This window comes from Paramaledivibacter caminithermalis DSM 15212 (genome assembly GCF_900142245.1).
Lineage (GTDB): Bacteria > Bacillota > Clostridia > Peptostreptococcales > Caminicellaceae > Paramaledivibacter > Paramaledivibacter caminithermalis.
The window spans coordinates 15,542-41,278 of sequence record NZ_FRAG01000001.1; the positions used below are offsets into that span (position 1 = coordinate 15,542).

24 protein-coding genes are annotated in these 25,737 nt (G+C 29.5%); 4 read left to right on the top strand and 20 right to left on the bottom strand.

Going from position 1 to position 25,737, the window contains the following annotated elements; all coding sequences use genetic code 11:
- Positions 1-118: 118 nt before the first annotated feature.
- Positions 119-748 (bottom strand): histidine phosphatase family protein, encoded by a 630-nt coding sequence (locus BUB36_RS00075; RefSeq protein WP_073146236.1) that lies wholly within the window; start codon positions 746-748, stop codon positions 119-121.
- Between the two features lie 300 nt (positions 749-1,048).
- Between BUB36_RS00075 and BUB36_RS00080 the strand changes: the two genes are divergently transcribed.
- The gene (locus tag BUB36_RS00080; RefSeq protein ID WP_073146237.1) at positions 1,049-2,167 is read left to right on the top strand and encodes a tyrosine-type recombinase/integrase; all 1,119 of its coding nucleotides are present in this window, start codon (positions 1,049-1,051) and stop codon (positions 2,165-2,167) included.
- 366 nt (positions 2,168-2,533) lie between these two features.
- On the opposite strand, the gene yneA is transcribed toward BUB36_RS00080, so the two are convergent.
- A complete protein-coding gene (gene yneA, locus BUB36_RS00090) occupies positions 2,534-2,833 on the bottom strand; it encodes a cell division suppressor protein YneA (protein ID WP_073146239.1) in 300 nt (99 codons plus the stop codon).
- A gap of 153 nt (positions 2,834-2,986) precedes the next feature.
- On the opposite strand from yneA, the gene lexA reads away from it, so the two are divergent.
- Complete coding sequence (gene lexA, locus BUB36_RS00095) at positions 2,987-3,604, top strand: transcriptional repressor LexA (protein ID WP_073146240.1); 618 nt, start codon at positions 2,987-2,989, stop codon at positions 3,602-3,604.
- 221 nt (positions 3,605-3,825) lie between these two features.
- On the opposite strand, the gene BUB36_RS00100 is transcribed toward lexA, so the two are convergent.
- From BUB36_RS00100 to BUB36_RS00145, 10 genes are all read right to left on the bottom strand, one after another.
- The gene (locus BUB36_RS00100; protein WP_073146242.1) at positions 3,826-5,127 is read right to left on the bottom strand and encodes a methionine gamma-lyase family protein; all 1,302 of its coding nucleotides are present in this window, start codon (positions 5,125-5,127) and stop codon (positions 3,826-3,828) included.
- Positions 5,128-5,280: 153 nt separating this feature from the next.
- Positions 5,281-5,520, bottom strand: a complete 240-nt coding sequence (gene hfq, locus BUB36_RS00105) for an RNA chaperone Hfq (RefSeq protein WP_073146244.1) — start codon at positions 5,518-5,520, stop codon at positions 5,281-5,283.
- Positions 5,521-5,567: 47 nt separating this feature from the next.
- Entirely contained in the window at positions 5,568-6,503 is a 936-nt protein-coding gene (gene miaA, locus BUB36_RS00110) for a tRNA (adenosine(37)-N6)-dimethylallyltransferase MiaA (RefSeq protein WP_073146245.1), read from the bottom strand.
- A gap of 13 nt (positions 6,504-6,516) precedes the next feature.
- Positions 6,517-8,436: a DNA mismatch repair endonuclease MutL gene (gene mutL, locus BUB36_RS00115; protein WP_084111520.1), complete on the bottom strand. Its 1,920-nt coding sequence runs from the start codon at positions 8,434-8,436 to the stop codon at positions 6,517-6,519.
- A 10-nt stretch (positions 8,437-8,446) separates the two neighbouring features.
- Entirely contained in the window at positions 8,447-11,095 is a 2,649-nt protein-coding gene (gene mutS / locus BUB36_RS00120) for a DNA mismatch repair protein MutS (protein ID WP_073146247.1), read from the bottom strand.
- Positions 11,096-11,367: 272 nt separating this feature from the next.
- Positions 11,368-11,751, bottom strand: a complete 384-nt coding sequence (locus tag BUB36_RS00125; RefSeq protein WP_073146249.1) for a YlbF family regulator — start codon at positions 11,749-11,751, stop codon at positions 11,368-11,370.
- Positions 11,752-11,762: 11 nt separating this feature from the next.
- Entirely contained in the window at positions 11,763-13,091 is a 1,329-nt protein-coding gene (miaB, locus tag BUB36_RS00130; RefSeq protein ID WP_073146251.1) for a tRNA (N6-isopentenyl adenosine(37)-C2)-methylthiotransferase MiaB, read from the bottom strand.
- A 353-nt stretch (positions 13,092-13,444) separates the two neighbouring features.
- Positions 13,445-13,915 (bottom strand): HAD family hydrolase, encoded by a 471-nt coding sequence (locus tag BUB36_RS00135; protein ID WP_073146253.1) that lies wholly within the window; start codon positions 13,913-13,915, stop codon positions 13,445-13,447.
- 13 nt (positions 13,916-13,928) lie between these two features.
- Entirely contained in the window at positions 13,929-15,944 is a 2,016-nt protein-coding gene (locus BUB36_RS00140) for a methyl-accepting chemotaxis protein (protein ID WP_073146254.1), read from the bottom strand.
- 703 nt (positions 15,945-16,647) lie between these two features.
- Complete coding sequence (locus BUB36_RS00145; RefSeq protein ID WP_073146256.1) at positions 16,648-17,754, bottom strand: HD-GYP domain-containing protein; 1,107 nt, start codon at positions 17,752-17,754, stop codon at positions 16,648-16,650.
- 256 nt (positions 17,755-18,010) lie between these two features.
- Here BUB36_RS00145 and BUB36_RS00150 point away from each other — a divergent pair, with 256 nt between their 5' ends.
- The gene (locus BUB36_RS00150; protein WP_073146258.1) at positions 18,011-18,376 is read left to right on the top strand and encodes a hypothetical protein; all 366 of its coding nucleotides are present in this window, start codon (positions 18,011-18,013) and stop codon (positions 18,374-18,376) included.
- A gap of 315 nt (positions 18,377-18,691) precedes the next feature.
- Here BUB36_RS00150 and BUB36_RS19520 read toward each other — a convergent pair whose 3' ends face one another.
- The 3 genes from BUB36_RS19520 to BUB36_RS00160 all read right to left on the bottom strand — a co-directional run bounded on the left by BUB36_RS19520 (position 18,692) and on the right by BUB36_RS00160 (position 20,738).
- Positions 18,692-18,829, bottom strand: coding sequence for a hypothetical protein (locus BUB36_RS19520; protein ID WP_165613002.1), 138 nt, complete (start codon positions 18,827-18,829; stop codon positions 18,692-18,694).
- 122 nt (positions 18,830-18,951) lie between these two features.
- Positions 18,952-19,593: a MerR family transcriptional regulator gene (locus tag BUB36_RS00155; protein WP_073146259.1), complete on the bottom strand. Its 642-nt coding sequence runs from the start codon at positions 19,591-19,593 to the stop codon at positions 18,952-18,954.
- A gap of 368 nt (positions 19,594-19,961) precedes the next feature.
- Positions 19,962-20,738, bottom strand: coding sequence for a CheR family methyltransferase (locus BUB36_RS00160; RefSeq protein WP_073146261.1), 777 nt, complete (start codon positions 20,736-20,738; stop codon positions 19,962-19,964).
- A gap of 88 nt (positions 20,739-20,826) precedes the next feature.
- On the opposite strand from BUB36_RS00160, the gene BUB36_RS20600 reads away from it, so the two are divergent.
- Positions 20,827-20,949, top strand: coding sequence for a transposase (locus tag BUB36_RS20600; protein ID WP_408633759.1), 123 nt, complete (start codon positions 20,827-20,829; stop codon positions 20,947-20,949).
- A gap of 1,015 nt (positions 20,950-21,964) precedes the next feature.
- Here BUB36_RS20600 and rpsA read toward each other — a convergent pair.
- The 5 genes from rpsA to BUB36_RS00185 all read right to left on the bottom strand — a co-directional run bounded on the left by rpsA (position 21,965) and on the right by BUB36_RS00185 (position 25,732).
- Positions 21,965-23,122 (bottom strand): 30S ribosomal protein S1, encoded by a 1,158-nt coding sequence (gene rpsA / locus BUB36_RS00165; RefSeq protein WP_073146263.1) that lies wholly within the window; start codon positions 23,120-23,122, stop codon positions 21,965-21,967.
- A gap of 3 nt (positions 23,123-23,125) precedes the next feature.
- Positions 23,126-23,968 carry a 4-hydroxy-3-methylbut-2-enyl diphosphate reductase gene (locus BUB36_RS00170; protein WP_073146264.1) on the bottom strand — a complete coding sequence of 281 codons (843 nt, stop codon included), beginning with the start codon at positions 23,966-23,968 and terminating at the stop codon, positions 23,126-23,128.
- 13 nt (positions 23,969-23,981) lie between these two features.
- On the bottom strand, positions 23,982-24,638 hold the full coding sequence (gene cmk, locus BUB36_RS00175; RefSeq protein ID WP_073146266.1) for a (d)CMP kinase: 657 nt from the start codon (positions 24,636-24,638) through the stop codon (positions 23,982-23,984).
- Between the two features lie 247 nt (positions 24,639-24,885).
- Positions 24,886-25,098 (bottom strand): DUF5359 family protein, encoded by a 213-nt coding sequence (locus tag BUB36_RS00180; protein WP_073146268.1) that lies wholly within the window; start codon positions 25,096-25,098, stop codon positions 24,886-24,888.
- A 10-nt stretch (positions 25,099-25,108) separates the two neighbouring features.
- On the bottom strand, positions 25,109-25,732 hold the full coding sequence (locus BUB36_RS00185; RefSeq protein WP_073146270.1) for a histidine phosphatase family protein: 624 nt from the start codon (positions 25,730-25,732) through the stop codon (positions 25,109-25,111).
- Between the last annotated feature and the right edge of the window lie 5 nt (positions 25,733-25,737).

Here is a 25,737-nt window from a genome sequence, read left to right on the forward strand (position 1 = left end):
CTATTGGTATTCTTTGGAATCATTTGCATAGTATTTTATTCAATAAATATATAAAATAACTTTTTACCACAATAGGAACAATTTAATATAACTCCTCCATGAGATTATTTAAGAATCATTAACAGTTAACCTTCATACTATTTTCAAAATGAGAAATATCTGCATGCATTTTAATTTCCACAATATCATTATCAATTTCGACTAAACTTAAACTTGTTGGATATATGAAGGGTAAATCCCAAAGTTTCTCTAAAGGTCTATTTTCAAAATATGCCATAATTTGCTTCACAACGACTGTATGGCTAACTATTAAAACGTTTTTTCCATCATTTTCTTCTATAATTCCTTTTAAACAACCAATAACCCTTTTTTCTAATTCATTATATCCTTCACCAGTAGAAGGCTTATATAAATGTGGTTTATTCCAAAACAATTCATACTCCTTTGAATAATTTTCCATTATTTCATCATGTTTTAAACCTTCCCACTTTCCTAATCTCATTTCTGCTAAATTTTCATCCTTTATTATTTCAATTTCTCTATTACCTTTTATAATCTCAGCAGTTTTATATGCTCTATTCAAATGACTTGAATAAATAATATCAAATTTTTCATGGGCTAGTCTGTCTCTAAGCAGCTTAGCTTGTTTTACTCCAAGCTCTGTCAAAGCTGAATCCAAACTACCTTGAAATCTTTTTTCTACATTCCACTGTGTTTGTCCATGACGAGTTAGAAATAATCTTATCAATTTATTCTCCCCCTAAAATAACTACTTTTATAAGATTTACATAGTAAAACTTAATTTATACATGCACAAATACGCAATATTTCTGGGCATTTTGGACATGTGCAAATTAAAATCTTTACTTAAATTCCTATACAGATCATTAACATTATAACATATATTACTATTAATATAAAAACTGTATAGATTTCTATCATATAATAAGCTTTTATTATTCAAATGAATTGAAATGACAATAATTTTTATATAAAATATTAATAGACAAACACATTACTTCAATGTTTTTATGTGGGAGGAATAATTGTGTCAAAAAATAATTTCATTGTACATAATAAATCATCAAAGCCTGATAATATTGTCAAATCTGAGAATGAACTAATTGAAAAATGTTTACTTATAGAATCTCAGTTACCTAATTTTATGAAGGACTACTTTATTTTTTTAAAAAATAGTGTGTCTTTGACCTCAAGGCATGCTTACCTTAATGATATTATTTTCTTTTGCAATTACCTTATATCTGAAACGGATTTAACAGCAGCAGCTACAACAAAGGAAATATCTGCTGGAGATTTTATTAAAATCAAAGCTCGTGATGTAAACAGATTTATTGGTGATTACTGTTCTAGATATCTAATCAACAAATCCGATTCTACAGTTGTTATGGAAAATCACAATAGAGCCTTAGCTAGGAAAAAGTCATCACTCACATCTCTCTTTAAATTCTTATACAGGGATGAAATACTACCTAACAACATAACCGATGGCTTTAACCCTATAAAGCTTCCAAAACCTCAACCTGATGCGATTAAAAAATTGGAGATTGACGAGGTTGCAATAATGCTTGATGCAGTTGAAAATGGAAGTGGCTTAACAGAAAAGGAAAAACAATATTGGCAAAAAACTAAGCTAAGAGATAAAGCAATTCTTGTTTTATTTACTACATATGGTCTCAGATTAAATGAATTACAGCAATTAAACATTTCTTCATTTAATTTCAATCGTGGAGAATTTAAGATTTATAGGAAAAGAGGCAAAGAGGTGAATATGCCTTTAAATAAATCTGTTGAGAAGGTTATAAAACAATATATAAATGAAGAAAGACCTAACTCAGAAATTATTCCTGAAGAATATAAGGATGCCTTGTTTTTATCATTACAAAAAAAAAGAATGACAAAATTGTCTATAAGAAAACTGGTAAAGAAGTATACTTCAATTGCTTTGGACACCACAAGAGAAAGTGGCTATAGTCCTCATAAACTAAGGGCTACTGCTGCTTCTTCACTTATTCAGTATGGATTCTCAATCTATGATGTTCAAAATCTCCTTGATCACGACAATGTTACTACTACTCAACTGTATGCCGCTCATAGAAAGAATGTCAAAAGAGAAATTGTTAAAAACTTTGAATGGCTGGAAGATTAAAAGCGTCTAAAAGAAAAAGATTTGGTACATCTGACTCACCACAAAAACATACTTCCATGATAAATACGTTGTTATATGTTGTAATTTTAAAAAGACCCTAGCATTTTTTTAATCTGCTAGAGTCTTCAAGTCATTTTATATTACTAAAATATTCTTCAGTAACTTTTAATTGGTTTTTAAATATTTCTCTCCATAAGTTACGTGGTATTTCCTTTCATCCCCTCGATACTTTTGTTATTCTCAATTCTCCATTGTCCATATATTTTCTAAAAAAATAGTAATCTGTATTTTTATAAAGCTCCCATTGTCATTATTTAACTACTTCAAAGAATTAGAACTGTTAATATGTATTAAATGTCTTTACTATTATTCCGTAGGTATTTTTAGAACCTGTCCAGGATAGATACTATATGAGTCTAAGTTATTTACTATCCCTATTTCATATATTGCCTTTCTTACATCCTTATCTTTAGATGAAAACTCCCTTGCCAAATCCCATACCGTATCACCATTTTCAACAACTACTTCTATGTACTTAGGTTCCTGATAGCCTTCTACTTTATTTATCATAGCTAATATGCTTGATACGAAAAAAAATAAAATAACCATTATAAGTATCGTGCTTAACATAAATCTTTTCTTGTTAACAATAACCAACCTAGTCATTTTAAAATCCCTCCAAACACTCGTTCGTAATATTGATAATTATATTATACTCGAACAAACGTTCATTGTAAAGGGTTTTTATCGAACTTACGTTTGAATAGTTTGCTTTTATATGTTATAATATAGCAAATAGCAATATTGTGAGGTGCTAATATGAGTTTAGATTTGACTAAACAACAAAGTAGAATATTGGAATTTATAAGAAGTGAGGTTAATTCTAAGGGTTATCCTCCTTCAGTTAGGGAAATATGTCAAGCCGTTGGGTTAAAATCAACTTCTACTGTTCATGGACATTTAAGAAGACTTGAAAAGAAAGGTTATATAAGACGTGATTCCACAAAGCCAAGGGCAATAGAAGTCTTGGATTCATCTAATGATATAATTCAAGACAAAAAAGAAATTGTTCATGTTCCAATAATAGGTAAAGTTACTGCTGGAGAACCAATCTTAGCTGTGGAAAATATTGAAGATACTTTTCCTATATCAGTAGATTTTATTGAATCAGGTACATATTTCATATTGAAGATTCAAGGAGAAAGTATGATTGATGCTGGTATTCTAGATAAGGATTTTGTTCTTGTCAAGCAACAGCCTATTGCAAAAAATGGTGATATTGTAGTAGCCCTGCTAGATGATTCTGCCACTGTTAAAAGATTTTTTAAAGAAAGTAACCATATAAGGCTTCAGCCTGAGAACAAATTCATGGACCCTATAATAGTAGATGATGTAAAAATACTTGGAGTAGTTAGAGGAGTTTTTAGAAAGATATAGAAACAAATACGTCTGACGACGTATTGTTAGATTAAGGTTCCTTTTAGGGTAAGCCCTTTTAGGTATAGGTTAAGATTGAGAATTAAGGTCCATTCTTTAGGATCTTAAAAATAAAAGAGTTAGGACATTTACATAGTCTAACTCTTTTTATTTTACTATTTATTTTTTAAAACCCTATAAAGCAGCCTAATAACTTGGAACATTTGATAGCCAAAATGACTTTAATCAGCTTGGTGTATTTCTAGCAGTCCCTTATCATACATACTTTGAAGCCCTTTTAAAACGCCAAACTTAGCATGCTCATAGGTTAGTCCTCCTTGATAGTATGCAATATAAGGTTCTTTTATAGGGGCATCTGCACTTAATTCTATTGAGGACCCTTGAACAAATGCTCCTGCTGCCATAATAACCTGACTATCATAGCCAGGCATGTCCCAAGGAACAGGTATAACAAAGGAATCTACTGGAGCAGCACTTTGTATTCCCTCACAAAATGCAATGACTTTTTCTGGTGAATTAAACTTAATTGCTTGTATTATATCACTTCTTTCATCTTTATACCTAGGACATACTTCGTACCCTAATTTTTCAAATACCTTTGCACAAAGCAGTGCACCCTTTAATGCCTCTGTCACCACTTGGGGTGCAATAAATAAACCTTGGAACATACTTCTAGTAAGTCCAAAGGTAAGTCCGCACTCCTTACCAATACCTGGCGAAGTCATTCTGTAAGATATTAAATTAATAAGCTCCCTTTTACCAACAATATATCCTCCTGTAAGAGCTAATCCTCCTCCTGGATTCTTAATCAGCGATCCAGCCATTAAATCGGCTCCTATATCGGTTGGCTCATCTGCTTCTAAAAATTCTCCATAACAATTATCGACCATAATTATTATGTTTTCGTTAATTTCTTTTACCTTGTCTATGATTTCCTTTATTTTTTCGATTGTAAGGGCTTTTCTCCAGCCATATCCTGTGGATCGTTGTATATATACCATTCTAGTTTTATTTGATATATTTTGAACTAAACTATCTATATCTACTTCTCCAGTAGAAAGAAAGTCTATCTGTTTATATTCAACTCCAAAATCCTTTAAAGAAGACTTATTTTTATTTTTTATTCCTATAACTTCCTCTAAGGTATCATATGGACTACTTGTTGCTGATATCATTTCATCACCTGGTCTTAAAATACCTGTAAGACAAAGCGTTAATGCATGGGTTCCATTAACAATTGTTGGACGAACAATAGAGTCTTCAGTATTAAAAACCTTACTATATACCTTTTCTAATGTTTCTCTCCCAGCATCATTATATCCATATCCAGTATTCCAATTAAAATGCATATCACTAAGTCTACAATCCTGCATTGCTTTTAAAACTTTGTACTGATTATAGGCTTTTACCTTATTAAGTTTTTGAAATTCTTGTAATATTTCTTCCTCTGAATTTTCTACAAAACTAATTATTTTTTCATTTAAATTAAAGGAGTTTAACAATAAATCCCTTGTTGTTCTCATTTCAACTTCACCTTTCATCTTTATTTTAGTTTCTTTATACCTGACACGTAAAAATACGGCTAAACAGCCGTATTTTTACGTGTCTTTAAAACCATAGTTAACCTAAAAACTTCTAAAACTCATAACTAAAAAAGAATCTTCAAATAGTTCTCTCTACTTTTGATTATTATTGTTTGTTAAGAAATTTACTGATTTTGAAGGTAATATAGTTGATATAGCATGCTTATATATCATCTGTTGTTTACCATCACTTTCAATTACTATTATGTAGCTATCAAAACCTTTTACCATTCCTTTTATTTGAAACCCGTTAATAAGGAAAATAGTAATGGGTATATGCTCTTTCCTAACTTGGTTCAAAAACACATCTTGTAAATTTAATGATGTTTTCATATTTTATCTTTACCCTCCCATAAATAATAATTTACTAATTAAATATTCTATAAAAATTTGATATTCCCTTCAATAAACCCAATAATATTATTAATTATTTTTTCTTTATCTTCATTTAAATTAAACCACTTCATATTTTGGTATCTTTTAAACCATGTTAATTGTCTTTTAGCATATCTTCTTGTGTTTCTCTTAACTAGTTCAATAGCTCTACTCAAATCATATTCTCCATTTAAATAACCTATTATTTCTTTATATCCTATTCCCTTCATGGATATATCCTGAATTGTTAGTCCCATCTCTACAAGGTTCTTCACTTCAGCTAAAAGTCCATTATCAAACATAATGTCTACCCGCTTATTGATTCTTTCATATAGCTCATGTCTATCTCTATTAAGTCCGATAAGAATATAATCATAATCTTTACTTTGTACTAAATCCTTACTAAAATCCTTAATGCTCTCACCTGTTGTATAAAAAACCTCTAATGCTCTAATGACTCTTTTAACATTATTGGAATGTATCCTTTCAGCTGCCCTTCTATCTACCTCCTTTAACTTATCATGCAAATATTCACCGCCATATAACTCGTATTCTCTAGTAAGCCTTTGTCTTATAGCCTTATCAGATTTAGTGTTTGAAAAGTCCATATCATAGATTAAAGAGTTAACGTATAATCCAGTACCTCCAGCCACTATAGGAAGCTTCTTTTTCAACAGAATTTTATCAATATAGTTCTTTGCTAAGTTTCTATATTCTGAAACAGAAAAATCTGTGCGGGGATCAATTTCATCAATTAAATAATGTGGTATGCCTTCCATTTCTTCCTTTGTAGGCTTTGCACTACCGATATTCAAATATTTATATATCTGCATTGAATCCGCCGACACTATTTCTCCATTTAGTCTCTTAGCAGCTTCAATAGATATTTCAGTCTTTCCTACTGCAGTTGGTCCTGCAATTATTACTAAAGGTTTTTTCATAATACACACCTACTTAAGTTCTTAAAAATTTCTTTTCAATTTCTTTTTTAGATATGGAAATTACTATTGGCCTTCCATGGGGGCAAGTAAATGAGTTGTCTAATTGCTTTAAATCATCTATTAGCTTTTCAATCTCAATATCCTTTAATGTATCTGAAGCCTTTATAGAGTTTTTACATGTCTTTTGCAAAATTTTCTCTATTTCTAATTCATAGCCATTTTTAAAATCCCTATTTAAATTTTCAGCTATTTCTATAAAAAATTTCTTAGCTACAGGTGTACCAAAATGGATTGGTACTTCCCTTAGTATAATTGTATTATATCCAAATTCTTCTATTTTGTATCCTAATTTCTTGAAAATATTTTTATTTTCCATAATAACATTTTTATCAATATAATTAAGCTCCACAATTATTGGCTCAAGTAATATTTGGGATAATATTTCACTATTTATATAATCCTTCATAAATTTTTCATAATGTATCCTCTCGTGAGCTGCATGTTGATCTATAATGAACATCTGTTCTTCTTTTTCGCATACTATATAGGTAGAGAACAACTGACCAATAATCCTTATACCATCTAGTCTATGTCCTTCATTTTGTTGATAATCAGCAAGGACTTTTTGTTTTTTGGGTGCAAATATTTCATCAAATATTTTTCCTATCTTTTCTTCATCACTATCCTTATTGTCATTTTTATTCATGCCTTCCTGTATATTATTATCATTTCTTACTTCTACATATCCTTCTATCTCTTCATCCTCTTTCATACTTAGATTTTTCCTATATACAGGCTTTTCAAATACAGTCTCTTTCTCCTTTTTAATTCCTATACTTAGCTGCTCAGATACTTGATCAATTTCATTATTCCAGCCTGAATATTTGAATTTTTCCTTTTCCAAAGAAGGATTATTGCCAATATTAATATTAGGTATTAAATCGGAACTTAAAAGCTTTTCTTTAATTGAATTTAAAATAAATTCTGATATCCTTCTTTCATCTCTAAATCTTATCTCAGTTTTAGCAGGATGGATATTAACATCTACCTTATTTGATGGAATATCTAAATACAAAAAACATATTGGAAATCTATTACGGGGCATAAGTGTACCATATGCTTCATCAATGGCCCTAGTAATCACTTTATTCTTAACATATCTACCATTAACAAAATATATCTGTAATTGTCTGTTACCCCTTGTACAGCTTATATTGGATACAAAGCCTTTTATCTTCATTTCTTCTTTTTCATGGTTAATTTTGATTAAATTTTTAGAAATATCTTTACCATATATAGTATATATTGTACTGTAAAGATCATCATTCCCTTGGGTGGTAAAAATATTTTTATTATTCACAATATATCTAAATGAGATTTCGGGATGTGATAATGCAATATTATTAACGATGGTATTAATGTAGTTCATCTCCGTAGAATTAGATTTTAAAAATTTATGTCTTGCTGGAGTATTATAGAATAAATCCTTAACAACAATGGTAGTACCATCAGGGCATCCAATTGAATTATTACTGATAATCTCTCCACCCACAAGCTCTGCCCTAATTCCATATTCATCATCAGCAGTCTTTGTAATAATCTCTATGTTTGACACAGAAGCAATACTTGCTAGGGCTTCCCCTCTAAAGCCCAAGCTTTTTATGTCATATATTTCTGCATCACTATAAATTTTGCTAGTTGCATGTCTTTCGAAAGCTAGATACATATCTTCCTTGTGAATTCCTCTGCCATTATCGGAAACCCTTATATATGACTTTCCTGCATCCCTTATCTCTATAACTACTGATGTGGAATTTGCATCTATTGAATTTTCAAGAAGCTCTTTAACCACAGACGCAGGTCTTTCTACAACTTCTCCTGCAGCAATTTTATTTGAAACTGATTTATCAAGTTTTCTTATTCTATTAATCATATTTATCACCCTATATCCGTTTAACCATTTCAACTAATTTATACAGCTTATTCATTGCATCTATTGGAGTCATATTAATTATATCGATTTTTCTTAGTTCATCAATTACTTCATTAGAGCTTAAATCAAAAAAATTAATTTGTTCTCCCACAGCTTCATCCCGTGGCTTTTCAATGGCCATTGCAAATTGGGAAACAATATCTTTATTTTTATGTTTATGATTGATATCCTTTTCTTCTAATTCCTTTAATATACTTTTAGCCCTATCAATAACCTTATTTGGGATACCTGCCAGCTTGGCTACCTGTATACCATAGCTCTGATCTGCGCCACCACGTATAATTTTCCTTAAAAAAACTATATCTTCTCCAACTTCCTTTACCGAAATACAATAATTCTTTACACCTTTGAGCTTACCTTCAAGCTCAGTCAATTCGTGATAGTGGGTAGCAAATAAAGTCTTAGCTCCAAGAATATGAGAATTACTGATATACTCCACCACTGCCCATGCTATACTTAATCCATCATAGGTACTGGTTCCCCTACCTATTTCGTCTAATATAATTAAACTATTCTTTGTAGCATTATTTAAAATATTAGAAAGCTCGCTCATTTCAACCATAAAGGTGCTTTGTCCTTGAAATAAATCGTCGGAAGCTCCTACCCTTGTAAAAATTCTATCGACTACTCCTATTACAGCTTCATCAGCAGGAACAAAACAGCCAATTTGGGCTAACAATACATTAAGGGCTACTTGCCTTAAATAGGTAGATTTCCCAGCCATATTGGGTCCCGTTATAATATAAAATCTATTTTCGTCATCATCCAGTATAGTGTCATTAGGTATAAATGTTTCATCACCAGCTACTCTTTCTACTACTGGATGTCTAGCATTACTCAGTTTAATCTCTTTAGAATTATTTACAACGGGCTTATTAAATCTATAGATAAAGCTTACTTCTGAAAATCCCAATAAAACATCTAATTTTGCAATAGCCTTTGCTGTAGAAATTATACGATTAATTTCTATTAAAACTTTATTTCTAACCTTACCAAATAGATTATATTCTAACTTAACAATTTTTTCTTCGGCACCAAGTATCTTATCTTCCATTTCCTTAAGCTCAGGCATAATATATCTTTCAGAATTTGCTAAGGTTTGTTTTCTTATATACTCCTTAGGTACATTCTTTATATTTGACTTAGTTACTTCTATATAATATCCAAAAACCTTATTAAAGCCTATTTTTAGTGATTTTATACCAGTTTTTTGTCTTTCTCTATTTTCTAAATCCATGAGCCATTTCTTGCCATCAGTTATCGCCCTCCTTAGCTCATTCAATTCTTCATTAAAGCTACTCTTAATTATACCTCCTTCCTTTACAGAAAGAGGTGGATCTTCTTCTATTGCTTCATCAATTAATTGATAAATATCCCTTAACTCATCTATTTCTTCATATATATTTTCTAATTCACCCTTTACCTTTCCTTCCAGCTTACTTTTCACAAAGGGTATGACTTTGATTGAGCTCTTAAGAGCTATCATATCCCTTGCGTTAACAGTCCCATATACGATTTTAGAAGACAGCCTTTCCAAGTCGTACATATCCCTTAATAATTCTCTAAGCTCATCCCTAAGCAGCATATCTTTAAGAAGCAGTTCAACAGAATCTAGTCTGTCATTTATTCTATTTATATCGATTAAGGGTTCTTCTATCCATTGTTTTAAAATTCTAGTTCCCATTGAGGTACATGTCTTGTCAATAACCCAAAGAAGAGACCCCTTCTTTTCCTTTCCCCTTAAGGTTTCTGTAAGCTCAAGATTTCTTCTTGTAAACTTATCTAAAATCATGAAATTATTGTGATTATAGATATTCACTTTATCAATATGCTTTAATGGTACTTTTTGAGTATCGTAGATATAGTCTAATAAAGCCCCTATACATATTATACTGTGTTTTCTATCCTGAAGCCCAAAACTATCTACAGAATAAATATTAAAATGTCTTTTTATGATATCTTCTGCATTCTTGAATTTAAAGGCTCTATTATAATGGGTGGTAAAAATGACATTACATATCTTCTCCAATTTCTTTATTTCGTTGTCTTGATATTCAAAATTATCACTAATCACTATTTCCCTTGGACTAACCTTCATAATCTCATCTAAAACTTGATTTTTTCTATTTATATCAATGAACTCAGTAGTCTTTAGCTCACCAGTTGTTATATCTGCATAAGCTATTCCTATGCCGTCTTCATCTTCAAAAAAAGTCATAATATAATTATTTGCCTCTTCATTTAACATCGAAGGATCAATTATAGTACCTGGCGTAATTATTCTAACTACTTCCCTCTTAACAATTCCCTTTGCCTTAGAAGCATCTTCAACTTGCTCACAAATTGCTACTTTAAAACCTCTGTCAACAAGTCTTGCTATATATGAATCAGCAGAATGAAAAGGTACTCCACACATAGGAGCCCTCTCTCCTAGTCCACAGTCTCTGCCAGTAAGGGCAATTTCCAATTCTCTCGATGCCAGCTTCGCATCATCAAAGAACATTTCATAAAAATCTCCAAGTCTAAAGAAGAGTATATAATCCTTATATTTCTCCTTTATATCCATGTATTGTCTCATCATTGGAGTCAATTTAGCCATTTGACATCCTCCTATTACTTCTATCTATTTGTCATTAACTATGAGTTTCATTCTAAATCAATCCTATAGAAATTTAAGTAAAGACTTTAATTTATACATGTACAAAATATAAAATATAAGTTAATTACTTTAAAGCAGTTCAAAATAGGCTGTTGCCAATATCTTTTCATTTATTTATTATAACATAAAAATAAAGGCGTAAACCTTTATTTTAACATAATTAGACCCATGAATAAGTCATGGGCCCTAAAAAAGCGTTTAGTGTGGTAAGTCTACTTTTTACAACCTCCACAATTACCTTTACATCTATTATTTAATGATAGTATTTCTTTGTCAATTTTTATAGGCTCTTCTATACTCTCATAAACCCTTTGTTTAAGAATTAAAAACTCATTTAAAGCATCATTTAATTCTTTTATCAATCTGTTATTTTGAATTTCGTTAAATAAAGCAGTCAGCTCTTTCCTAATTTTCGTTGCATCTATATTACGATTAACAGTTGATTCTAATATATGCTGAGTTTTCTTGAATTTTTTAATAAGATTTATAGCTTCATTATTTGCCTTGTAGGATTTTTCCGCCTGCATTAGCCTAATATATTCCTTTGAAACAGATATTGTTTCCCCTAATTTTTTTGCTATATCTATTGGTTCCATACATACTTCACCTACTTTTCTACGAGTTCTCCATATAATGAAAAGTTCTTTGGCTCTGTAATCTTTACATAACAAAGCCTTCCTATTAAGTCCTTTGGGCCACTAAAATTCACAACTTTATTTGTTCTTGTTCTACCCATCAATATGTTTTCATCATTCTTACTTTCTCCCTCAACTAATACCTCTACTATCTTATCTTTCAGTTCAAAATTTCTTTCTTTAATACCTGGATGCAATACTTCTAGTAATCTGTTAAATCTATCATGCTTCACATTATCTGGTACTTGATTTTCCATCTCAGCTGCGGGTGTACCTTTTCTAATAGAATATATGAAAGTAAATGCATTATCATATTTTACTCTTTTAACTAAATCTAAAGTATGCTCAAAATCCTCATCCGTTTCACCAGGAAAACCTACAATAATATCAGTTGTAATGCTTATACCAGGAATCACCTTCCTAATATCCTCTATTAATTTTAAATACTGCTCCTTAGTATACTTTCTATTCATAGTTTTTAGGACGTTATTTCCTCCAGCCTGAACTGGAAGATGTATATGTTCGCAAACTTTATCACAATCTCTAATAGCTTCAATTAGCTTCTTGGAAATATCCTTAGGATGGGATGTCATAAATCTTATTCTTTCTAGACCTTCTACCTCATTTACCTTATAAAGTAAATCTGCAAAATCCATCTTTTCTTCTAAGGTCTTACCATATGAATTTACATTTTGCCCCAACAATGTTATTTCCTTAGTACCCTTTTCCACCAAATCTTTAACTTCATCAATGATATCCTTAGGCTCTCTACTTCTCTCTCTTCCTCTAGTATAAGGTACTATGCAATAGGTACAGAAATTATTGCAACCATACATTATATTAACAAAAGCCTTTAGTCCATATTTTCTGATGCTTGGTAATCCTTCTACAATTTCTCCCTCCCTATCCCATACTTCAACAAGCATATTATCAGCTTGTTTACAGTTTGATAATAATACTGGGAAATTATGAAGATTATGGGTGCCAAATATAAGGTCTACAAAGGGATATTTTTTCTTTATCTCTTCAACCACATGGGCCTGCTGCATCATGCAACCACAAATAGCAATAATCATATCTGGATTTCTTCTTTTAAGATGTTTCAGTTGTCCTAAATTCCCGTATACCTTGAGTTCTGCATTTTCCCTGACACAACAGGTATTGAATATTATTAAATCTGCATCGTCCTTATCCTCACACTCTATATAGTCCATATCAACAAGCATTCCTGCTAACTTCTCAGAGTCGTGTTCGTTCATCTGACAACCATAGGTTTTTATTAAATATTTTTTCTTACTCATCTTGATCCTCCATATCTATCTTAAACTCATCAATAATATAGATTTCCTATAGTAAAACTTAATTTATACATATCAAAACATATCAAAATATCCAGAGTTTTTAAGGATTTTTGATGTATATAAATTAACTGTTTTACTTTACTTGAATATCTATATAGTTTTTCCTACATAGGCTATTATCATTCTAAGCTATTTACATATTATCATTTTACTATAAAAAAATCTATTATAAAAAGAAAAAAAGCCCCCATTAACTTACAGGAGCTAGCTATGTCTATATCTTTATGTATGGTAATATTTCTCATTTGCTCTCTATTACTTAAATAGAAACATGCAATTTCCCCACTTTAATATCATTTCCTAAGGGTAGCAATTATCCTTTTCTGATTTATTATAATATCAAAGAAATCCTTTATATCTTTTAATACTACATCGCTTGATAGAAGGGCTTTAGTAGAAAGCCCTTCATCTCCTAATATACAGAATCCTATAACACTTTCTTTAAGCATCAATTGATCATTATTTCCATTCCCTACTGCTATTGTCCTATCAGAACCTAATTCCTTAATAAAGTTCAACTTATCCATGGTGCCATTTTCCTTAGTTATTATTTTAACTTCTACATCTATATCCCTAAAGTTTTCCTTAACAGTTCCAAAGGTATCAGCAGTAATAATATATACTTTAACCAATTTGGAAATAAAGCATAGTTTTTCTTTCAGTCCATCAATTAACCTTCCATCTACAGCCAACGTTCCATTGTAATCAAAAACTATGTTCTCAATATTTACTTTTTTATAATAAGGAATATTAATTTCTATCATAATTCAACACCTTTTATACCTTAAATTCGTTTATGATTGCATTTATTTTATTAGCCGATTTCAATTGACTTTCAGCAATTTTTGCTATATCCTGAATTGCTGTTGTTATTTGTGTAATATTGCTTGCAATTTCATTTGTCCCTGAGGCAGATTCTTCAATAGTAGTATTTATAGCTTCAATATTTGTACTTATCTCATCCATTGAAGCAGATATTTCTTCTGTTGTTGCTGCAAAATTTGACACTAAGCTACTTATAACCTCGGAATCCTTCATATATTGATCTCCAGTATTTTCCAATAAATCATAATCAGAACTTATTTTATCGTCTATAAACTCCAAAATACCTTCAGCATTTTCAGATAGCTCCCTTACAGCTCCTTGTACTTCATCAATAATGGGTTTAACACTTGATACTGTATTTGAAGATTCTTCAGCAAGCTTTCTAATTTCTTCTGCTACAACGGCAAAGCCTCTTCCTTGCTCTCCTGCCCTAGCAGCTTCTATTGCAGCATTTAAGGATAAAAGATTTATTTGTTCTGCTATTTGAGATATTATATTTGACATTTTTTCTATTTCTACAACTACCTTACTCTTTTCTAGAGCCTTGATTATCTTATTATGCCTCTCTTCATACATATCATCAGTGATTTTTCTAGACCTCATAGCATTTTCTTTCATTTCCTGGGCTCTTTTGTCTATTTCTATAGCTATTGTATTGCCTTCTTCTGCCCTCTTTGCAAGCTCTCTTGTAGCCCTAGCAATTTCTTCAAATGAAGCAGTTACTTCCTCAACAGAAGCATTATTTTCTTCCATTCCCGCTGCAATTTCCTCGGTAGTTGCACTCATGTTTTGAGCTTGAGCTAAAACTTCTTGAGTAGTAAATGAAAGGTTTTCACTATTCTCACCTAACTGCTTTGAACTATGCATTGCTTCTTCAACTAAGTTCTTTAGATTAACACCTATTGTGTTAAATGCTTTAGCCAATATACCAATTTCATCACTATTTTTAATATTGACCTGTCTAGTCAAATCTCCTTCAGATAAAACCTTTGCATATTCTGTAAGTGTTTTCAAAGGTTTATTTATATTACCTAAAAGCAATATGATAAATAATCCAGCAACTATGAAACATATCACTAATATGTATATTGAACTTTTTATAATTTCACTAATACCAGCTTGTATGCCTTCAAGAGATATACCTACTTTTAAAGCCCCTACATGTTTTTCATTCTCAAAAAGGGGTATAGCTATATCTAAGATATTAGCATTTGCTTCTTTATAAAATATTTTATCAGAATATTGTTTTCCTTCTACTGCAGCAAGCTTACTCCCTTCATCACTTAGCTTCATACCTATTTTTTCCTTGTCACTATGGCATATTGCTTTTAGATTCCTATCTACTATCATGGCATATACTATGTTTTCATCTTGTCCTAATTCTTCAATAAGCTTTTGTTTGTCAAAGGCTTCAACTGCCTTCATTATTTCCTCTGCCCTTATTCCGATTTGAATTATTCCTCCATCTTCAAGGGCAATGGCTCCATATTTATAGTAATAATCATCTGTTTCACTTCTTCTTACCTTTTCAATAATTTCTTCCTTTTGACCTGTAAATATAGGGTATGCACTATGGCTTTCTGGATAGACCCACCCCAAATTGCCCTCTAGGTTTGAATATATGATTTCTCTATCTGCATTTGCAATGTTTATTTCAGAGACTCCTGTTTTTTCTGCAATTCTTTTTAGATAATCATTTGATAAGTCTCTACTTTCCGATAGGGTTTTAGCAACAAATCTAATATTATTCTCAAATTGAGCTTCAATACTTTTTACGGCACTATCATTAGCTTCTATTTTCTTGCCTATCTCATTTACAACAAGAAACAAATGGCTTTCAGCTTGATTTTTCATATGTTTTTTGAATATACTGCCTGATATTGATGCTACTATTAAAAGAGATACTAGCATACATATTAAGGATATAGCTGCAATTTTTACTCTTAATGAAATTCCCTTCACTCTCATAGCTACATGATTCCTCCTCCTAATACTATATATTTAATTTTGTAATATTGATTATTATACCACAATTTCTATATTAATTTATTAGACTTATACAACTATATAGATTTCCCATAATAAAACTTAATTTATACATATCAAAATATCCAAAGATTTTAAGAATTTTTGATTTGTATAAATTAATTGTTTTACTGGAATATCTATATTGTTAGAATCATGTTACTTTTAATTCTCTATTTTGGATTTCCATTCATAAAAAAACAGGTTTATTGCATGAAGGAATAAGTCAAAAGTCCTATTACCAATTAGTTCTAAGGTTTCTTACAATTATTTGGCAAAAGAAATATAATTGGGTAAAAGATAGAAATTAGTCGAGATATGTTTTCTTTTGTAACCCCTCTTTAATATTTTCATTGATTTAATTCTCCCTTATTTTACAATTAAAAATGAAAGGGCATTAAACCTTTCATTTTTAATTGTTATTTATAAACCTAAATTCCTTCAGCTTTTTCATTGTCTAGGAACTTAAACTTTTTTGCAAAAAATTGTATATCTAAAATAGAGTAAAATAAAATATTATAGGATTTACATAGTAAAACTTAATAGAAATACCCTAGTATTTGCATCCTAGAACATGTACCTCGCAACTAAAAAACATCGGCAGATACCTTTTTTCTCGCCGCATTACATTATCTACCAATGAAAGTTATACATCATATACTATATTTTTTATAACTATATTTTTTTCTTTAGCTAGATCACATAAAAAAGCTGTGATGTTTTCATCATTATATCTAAAAACCTTTATAACTGGTCTTAATAGCATATCAGAATGTATCTTTTCAACTGTTCCGATAAAACCATTGCTAAGTTTTACAACTGTCCCTACTGGAAAAGGAATTATTCTTTGGAGAAAGCTTTTTACTAAATCCATATTAAAATACCTACCTCCAGATCCCATGAGGTACTCAACAGCTTCATGGGGAGATAATGCTTTTCTATATGGTCGATCTGATGTTAGAGCATCATATACATCAGCTACAGATGCAATCTGAGATAAGATATTTATCTCATCTCCCTTTAATCCTTGGGGATACCCAGAACCATCAAATCTTTCTTGATGCTGAAGTGAAATGATTCTTACCTTTGGTCCTAAGTCAGTGTTTTCTCTTAAATAAGCAAATCCTTTTTCACAATGTTCTTTTATAACATTAAATTCTTCATCAGTCAATTTATCTGGTTTATTTAATATTTCACTTGGTATAAATATTTTCCCAACGTCATGTAGCATGCATCCAAGGGTCAAGTCGTATAGATCATTCCTATTTAATCCATAGGAAATGCCTATTGTAAGGGCTAGAATTCCAACATTTACACTATGATTATATGTATAAGTATCAAGACTTTTAATATCAACCAAACTGATCAACAATTTAGGCTGAGAAAATATATCATCCACTATAAGCTTGGCCATTTTTTGAATTTCTTCAAAGCTTGATTGTCTTTCTTTCGCAATTCTTTTCTTCCTAAATTCATTTGTATTATTATCATCGGGAATAATGAAATCATTATATATTGACGATATAGTATTTATAGCTTTTCTTCTAACTTGTGGCTTTATTATATCTTCTAATTCCTGTTCACTATATTGGTCAAAAATATATATAGAATAAAACCCATGTTCCTTAATTTTATTAATATATCTATTTGATAATTTCGTACCTTTCATTAACAGAGCCTTACCATCAGAATTGTATAATGTTTGTGCTAAGTATACTCCTTCTCTTACTACGGACAATGGTATTAGTCTCACTTTATCACCTCATACTTATAATAGAAATATTACATTAATTATACCATAAATTGTAGATTATCAATAAATATGTTACTATATTTATTAGATATTTTATTTCCTCTTTTCATAGGCTTGTAATATAATCTAATCTTACTTTTTATAATTATGTGCTTTTTTATCTTTAAAATTTTTTGGTGATAATTTACAAACAATTTAAACAAATATTATTCTGAAATTATGATATTATAATTACGAATTCAATATTTTATTACAGGTGGAATTATATTCAGTACCTCAAGATTATTTTGCCAGTGTTCATGCTGAATACCAAAAGAGAAGAGATATAGTTTTTGAAGCATTAAATGAAGTGCCTAGGGTTATATGTAAAAAACCTACTGGAGCCTTTTATGTTATTGCTAAGCTTCCTGTTGTAGATGCAGAAGAATTTGTTATATGGCTGCTTAAAAAATTTGATTTGGATAATGAGACTGTAATGCTTGCTCCAGCTGAAGGCTTCTATGCGACTCCTGGTTTAGGTAAAGACGAAGTTAAATTAGCATATATATTGAATGAAAACGATCTAATAAAAGCTATGAACATATTAAAGGTTGCATTAGAAAAATATCCAAAAAAGAGATAGATTCCTTTAGTTAAAATTAAATATCGAAGCCTAGGTTAAAGATTCTATATTTCTACCTAAGCAGGGAAATTTTTAAAAATCATTAATAGAAGTAAATATATAATAATTTTGAAATAAAAACAGTATATTGTATTAAGATACTTGGATTGAAATACCTATGAGAATTATCTCACGGGTATTTTGAGTTGCAAGTTTTATATTATAAGCTGCAAATTCTATGGCTATTCTTATTAATTCCTAAAACAAGCCCCAGAATTTCACTCTTGCTTGCTCCTAATAACCTTTAATATAAAAAAGCGCCTTTAGCGCTTTTTTCTAATGTTCTTGTCTATATGTTCTCTCATAGAAATCACATTTCTCAACTGTACATGAATTGCAAACACAGTGTATACATGTTATCATGCCACATTTTCTTTTAGTATTATTTACTCTATTTTTATTATGATTTTTCATATTAATTCCTCCTCCGATGTATTGTTTATATTTATATTATAATACATGTATTCACCTTTGTCAATTGTATACAATTATATTTGTGTGAAAAAAGAAAAAAAGGTTTAATATACTTTCATATATTAAACCCCATTATTTGTATCACTAAAAATTCTCTTAAAAAAAGATGTTTTTTTATTTTGAAGTTTTTTTAATTTTTCTCTTAGCATTGCAGTTTCATAGGATTTTTCTTTTAATTTCATCTTTAATCTAGCATTCTCAGATATTAAAGCATCTTTGTCTTCATTTTTGTATTTTCCATCAAAATTATTTAAAGTAGATTCTAATTCCTGTACTAGAATACTGCTAAGATTTTTTAAATTATCATCCAGTTTCTCTTCCAAAAGCTTTTCTATTTTAAATAGATATTTTGAAAAATCTGCCTGCATGGCTACTTCTGTATTATTTGTATTATTAATAGGCACTATATTGTCTGAAACCTTAGCATTATTTCCTAAGGTAGTAACTGCAATCTCTTCCATCTCCATTATTTCTTCTGGTGAATTAATAATAGTTTTAATTTGTTTATTAGATAAGCCTCTTTCTTTTAAAGTCTTAATGTATAAAAATTTTTCAATCTCAATATATGTATAATATCTATGCCCTGATTTATTCCTAGGTATTTCTAGTTCAAACTCCTTTTCATAAAATCTTAAAACATGATTTGCAAACCCAATGAGCTCACTTGCTTCAGATATACTATAGCTTTTATTAATATCACTCATATCCCCACCCCTATTTATACTTTTATTAATGTATTCTTTTAAAACCCCTGAAATCCTTTTATCTTAATAAGTTTTTTGATAGCAATTTCGTTCATATTTTGCAAGTTGCCAACAAAAATATATATTGGATAACAAAATATGATAGTATTTTTATTTTATTAAGAAACTTGCATAATTAACACTAATAATTTTGAAATACAATATGTAGATAACTTTCTTGATTGTCTTTACTATATTTTCTACTCCAAAATTCTTTAGATATATTATGCAACTTCCTCTAATAATATTAAAAGAACTATTTGCACAGTTGATGCAAATAGTTCTTTTAATATTTAATACAAATTGATATAAGTAAAAATCATAATCTTCTACATTTTTCCATAAAAAAAAGTTTTTATAGCTTTAAAATTATACCTATTGGGTAATATTATTTGTTCTGTACTTCCAACAAATAACACTCCATTATTTTTTAAAGCATTATTAAAAGATGTATATATTTTTTCCTTTGCTTCCTCTGTAAAATATATTAGAACATTTCTACAGATTATTAAATCACAATTACTTGGATATTTATCTTTTAAAAGATCATGCTTACTAAATTTAACACATTTTTTAATATCTTCACTTATTTTATAGATATTTCCAGTTTTTGTAAAATATTTTCTTTTGAACTTCTCTGGTGTGTTCTCTATACTTTTTGAAGAGTAAACCCCTATATTAGCTTTATTTATAGCTTCTTTATCAATATCAGTTGCTATAACCTCAATATTCTTTAAATCAAAAAACTCACTTAGTGTCATTACGACAGAATAAGGTTCTTCACCTGTAGAGCATGCAGCACTCCATATTTTTAATCTTTTATTGCCATTATTCTTTAATAGATTAGGAATTATTTCATCTTTTAAAACCTTCCATTGTTCTGGGTTTCTAAAAAATTCTGATACGTTAATAGTAAGATAATTTACAAATTCGTTATAAAGGTTTCTATCCTTATTAATAGCCTTAAAATAATCATCATAGCTATTGAAATTATTCCTTTTTACTAAAGATTCTATCCGTCTTTTCATTTGTCTTTCTTTATAACATGTTAAGTTAATTCCTGTTTTCCTTAATATCTGTTCTTTAAATTTTTCATATCCTACCATATTCAGCCCTCACTTTAACTGTGATATAAATATTATGTAATATAAATAATTCTAACATATTTATCTCATAATTCAAGCTTATGTTTAATTGCATAGATTTTTACTTCATGTTCTTTCCTTAAGATTTAGAAACATACGTCACTATGGTATTTGGGGTAATACTTTTTATAAAAAGCTTTCGAAGCTTGCTTTACTATCGAACACTAAATAGAATTTCAGATATAGTTAAACTTCCCATTGATTCAATCTTATACCTATTAAGTATATCCTTCCACATTTCTTCACGGGACTTTAGTATTGGGTATAACTATACTCAACTTCGTTAACATCACAAGCAACAAATATAAAGTATGTGAGTAATATAAATAATATGGATAAATATTGCTTATCAAGTAAAGCCCCTTTTTTAAAATACATTGTATTAACCTCCATATACAAAATAAAACGATAACACAATACTTTTAAAAGTGGTACAGTTCATGTCGTGTATAAGGGCTTTCTTGTGGATTATTTGGCTCAATACATTGATGTCCATTTAAACCATCACAATTGGTTATAATCAATTATAATACTTTGCCTAAAAGTAATCAAATTCCTTTTTTTGATTTTTTTTCAAGTTTTTATGGTTATAATTTTATCATATTTTGTTTAAATTTAAAATTGTAAAAAAAGAGTAAAGTTAAAAAATTTATCAAGTCTACTCCGTTCTGTTTTATGGTAAATTTATTAAAATACTATGATTTTGTTTGTACAAAATCTAGGTAGTTTGCTTTTATTCTTTATAATTCATTTATTTCATAAAATAAATTACAAAGAATATAAAGAAAAAGGTTATTATACATAGGTAATGTAGCTATAGAAAGTGCGAATAAAATAGTGATTCATCAAAGAATGAAACAATCAGGCATACATTGGAGTATTGATAGTGAACAGTATATTGCTACTTTAAGAGCCAAAGATGAAATTGTATTATAGAATGATGTAGCTTGGGTTATTAATAGCTAATAGGCAAAAAAATACCGTGTGAAACACGGTAAAGGAGAAATATAAGGGGGTCTCCATAATGTTTAGTGAGGATATTATTATTGTTTCCAAAGAAAGAGAAATTATCCGAGATTATTTAAAAGAATATTAAAAACTCCTGCAATAGAAAACTAGCATAATCAAACAAATTAAAAATTCTCAGAAATTTATACATTCTTTCTGAGAATCTTATTATTCTATTATTAATCTTCTTTAGATTTTATAATATCACCGATTGTTGATGTCTCTTCATTTTCAGCTTCCTTTAAATAATCTTCGATATCCTTTGTAGCTTGTGCCTCTTTTATAGATAAACTTATTTTTTTATTTTCCATATCTATATCTAAAATTTTCACCTTTACAGTCTGCCCCTCTTCTAAAACTTCAGATGGTTTAGCTATTCTATTTTCAGAAATTTGAGAAATATGTACAAGCCCCTCTACTCCTTCTTCAAGTTCTACAAAGGCTCCAAAATCTACTAAACTTACTATTTTACCTTCAACAATATCTCCTAAGCTATATTTATCTTCTATTCTTTCCCAAGGATTTTCTTTAACTTGTTTTAAGCTTAGTGATATTTTACCCTTTTCTTTATCAAATTCTTTTACATATACTTCTACAATATCACCAATATTTAATATTTCAGCAGGATGCTTTATTCTTCCCCAAGACATCTCAGAAATATGTATAAGTCCATCAACTCCTCCTAGGTCCACAAAAGCACCAAAATTTGTTATTCTCGTTACTTCACCCTTAATAACTATATCTTTTTCTAAATTATTCCAAAATTCTTTTTTCTTTCCCTCTAACTTTTCTTCTAATACTTTCCTGTGAGAAAAAATGGCTTTATTTCTCTTTCTATCAATATCAATTACTTTTACTTCAAGTTCTTTATTAGAGTATTCATTTAAATTTTCAACATATTCATTAGATATTTGAGATGCAGGAATAAAACCACGCAATTCATTAAAATAAGCAATAATACCACCTTTTACAACTTCTCCAGTCTTTATAGTCACAATTTTCTCATCATTATATGACTTTTCTAAATTTTCCCAATCTTTTATAGCGTCAACTCTTTTCTTAGACAATACAACATTACCTTCACCATCATCAGACTTTAGCACATATACATCTATTTCATCGCCTTCTTTTATAATATCCTTGGGATTGACCTCAAGATTATTTGAAAATTCGTTTAAAGGAATAATACCATCAGATTTATATCCAATGTTTACAACTATTTCTTGGTCAGTTACTTGAACCACTTTTCCTTTAATAATATTGCCACGTCTTGGAATTGTAAATAATTTTTCATCTTGCTCCAACAATTCATTAAAAATATTATTGTTGTTCTCCATAGTTTAATCGCCACCCTTATTCTCTATTTTTTTTACAACATCATTTATAATCCAATCTGGTGTTGAAGCACCAGCAGTTATCCCAACTTTTTCACATTTATCAAGTAATTCAATTGGTAATTCATCAGCTGTTTCTATATGTATAGAATTATTGCAATAGTTCTTGCTGATTTCAAATAATTTCTGAGTATTGGAACTATGATAACCTCCTATAACTATCATTAAATCTACCTTTTTAGCTATTTCTGCACAAGCCTCTTGTCTGTCCTTAGTAGCTAGGCAAATCGTATTAAATTCTCTAAGCTCCTTAACCTTTTTACTCAATTCATTTACTATAGAATTCCATTTTTCTAATGTAATAGTAGTTTGAGCTACTACGCACATTTTTTGAGTAGTATCAATCTTATTAATTTGATTATATTCCTCAATAATATAAGCAGTATTATCACACCAACCATTTATACCAATAACCTCTGGATGTTTTGGATTACCAACTATGACTATCTTATAACCATTATTATAATACTCTTTAGCTATTTCCTGTACCCTTCTCACAAAAGGACATGTAGCATCTATTATTTCAATATTATTCAATTTTGCTTTATCATATATATCTAAGGGTATACCATGGGATCTAATTATTAATGTAGAATCCTTTGCATCATCGATGGTTTCAACTGAATTAACACCTGATTCCTTGAGCTTATTTATTACCTGGTCATTATGAATTAAGGGACCATAAGTGAAAATTTTCCTATTTTTTTGCTTAACAGCTTCAAAGGTCTTTCGAAGAGCTCTTTTAACGCCAAAGCAAAATCCTGAGTTTTGAGCAACATATATCTTCATGTGTCAAAACCTCCTAGTTAATCTTTCTTATTTTACTTAATATGATATTTATAACTTCATCTATATCTTTTCCTGTAGTATCTATTAATATTGCATCTTCAGCCTTTTTCAAAGGATCAAAAGCTCTTTCACTATCCATTTTATCTCTATTGGTTATCTCCTTAACAATTTCATCATAGCTATAATCATATCCCTTTTCTTTTAATTCCATAAATCTTCTCTTGGCTCTTTCATTGATTGAAGCTGTCAAAAAAAACTTATATTTTGCATCTGGTAAAACCCTTGTCCCAATATCTCTACCATCCATTATAACATTATTATTTTTTGCAATATCTCTTTGCAGCTTAACTAATCTTTCCCTAACAAATGGTAATGCAGCAATTTTTGATACGTTTTCATTTATCATAGGCTTCCTAATTTCTTCATTTACATTAATGCCATCTAAGAAAATACAGTTATTGATGAATTGTATCTTTGTATTTTTAAGAATTTTTTCAATCATTTTTTTATCAGCAAATGATATATTTTTATTTAGCAATTTTAAAGTAATTGCTCTATACATAGCTCCAGTATCAATATATAATAGATTCATAATTTCTGCAATTCTTTTTGCAATAGTACTTTTGCCTGCTCCCGCTGGTCCATCTATTGCAATACTTATTAAATTCACTCAATGCTCCTCCTTATACAAGAATAAACCACCAAAAGGCTGGTGGCTAAGTTCAAAAAGAAATTTATAAAATTTTAGATAATCTAAAATCCTGTTCCAATAACCTTCAACCTTCAACCTATTTACCCATATAAGAAAATTATAACTTAATATTGTAACTATAACAAGTGTAGATACAGTATTTTTACTATATTTTATATTTTTTATCCAAATTCTACAAATTTCTTATTCTATAGATGTATAAGCATTATTCTACTTTTGTATTTTTTTCTGGTAAAATTTCGATTATTTTAAAATTCAATCCTTCATCTGCATATAGTTTACTTAAAAAAGGCTCTAATCCCCTGCTGAAATATTTTAAATACCACTGGGTCAATATAAGTAAAATAAAAGAAAGTATACAAATTTTCTTTAGGAATCCATCTAATTTTTTATATGTTTTTATATTATTTTCTTTCATATTATATCACCTACACATTCTTACTATCCAAATGACATGTATCATTTAAGCTAGTTAAGACAGGACCATAATCCCTAAATTCTAATTTATTCAAACTAGCATTATTAAGACTAATACTATAAAAATGCTTTAAATCTAAACCTAGCAATCCAAATATCATAGTTTTTATTGCTACTCCATGGGATATAATTATTACAGAACCATTATTATGTTTTCTAATAATTTTTTTTACAGAATTTAAGCATCTATTTTGTACAGCTTTTAAGCTTTCACCCTTAGGAATATAAGCTTTATGAGGTTCAGTCCTCCATCTAAGGTATTCTTTAAAATAGGCTTTCCTTATTTCCTCCAGTGTAAGTCCCTCCCAATCACCAAAGGACATTTCTCTTAAATCCTTATGAACCTCCACATCTATCTTCAATTCTTCACTAACAGCTTTAGCTGTTAAGTAGCACCTATCAAGATCACTGGTATATATTTTTAAATAGTCTTCATTTAATTTTTTAAGTTTATTTGCTAATAATCTGCCTTGTAATAAACCTAACTTGCTAAGGTCAATGTTTTTACATCCTTGCGTCTTTGCTTCGCAGTTCCACTGAGTTTCTCCATGTCTTATTAAATAAAGCTTTAACATTTAAG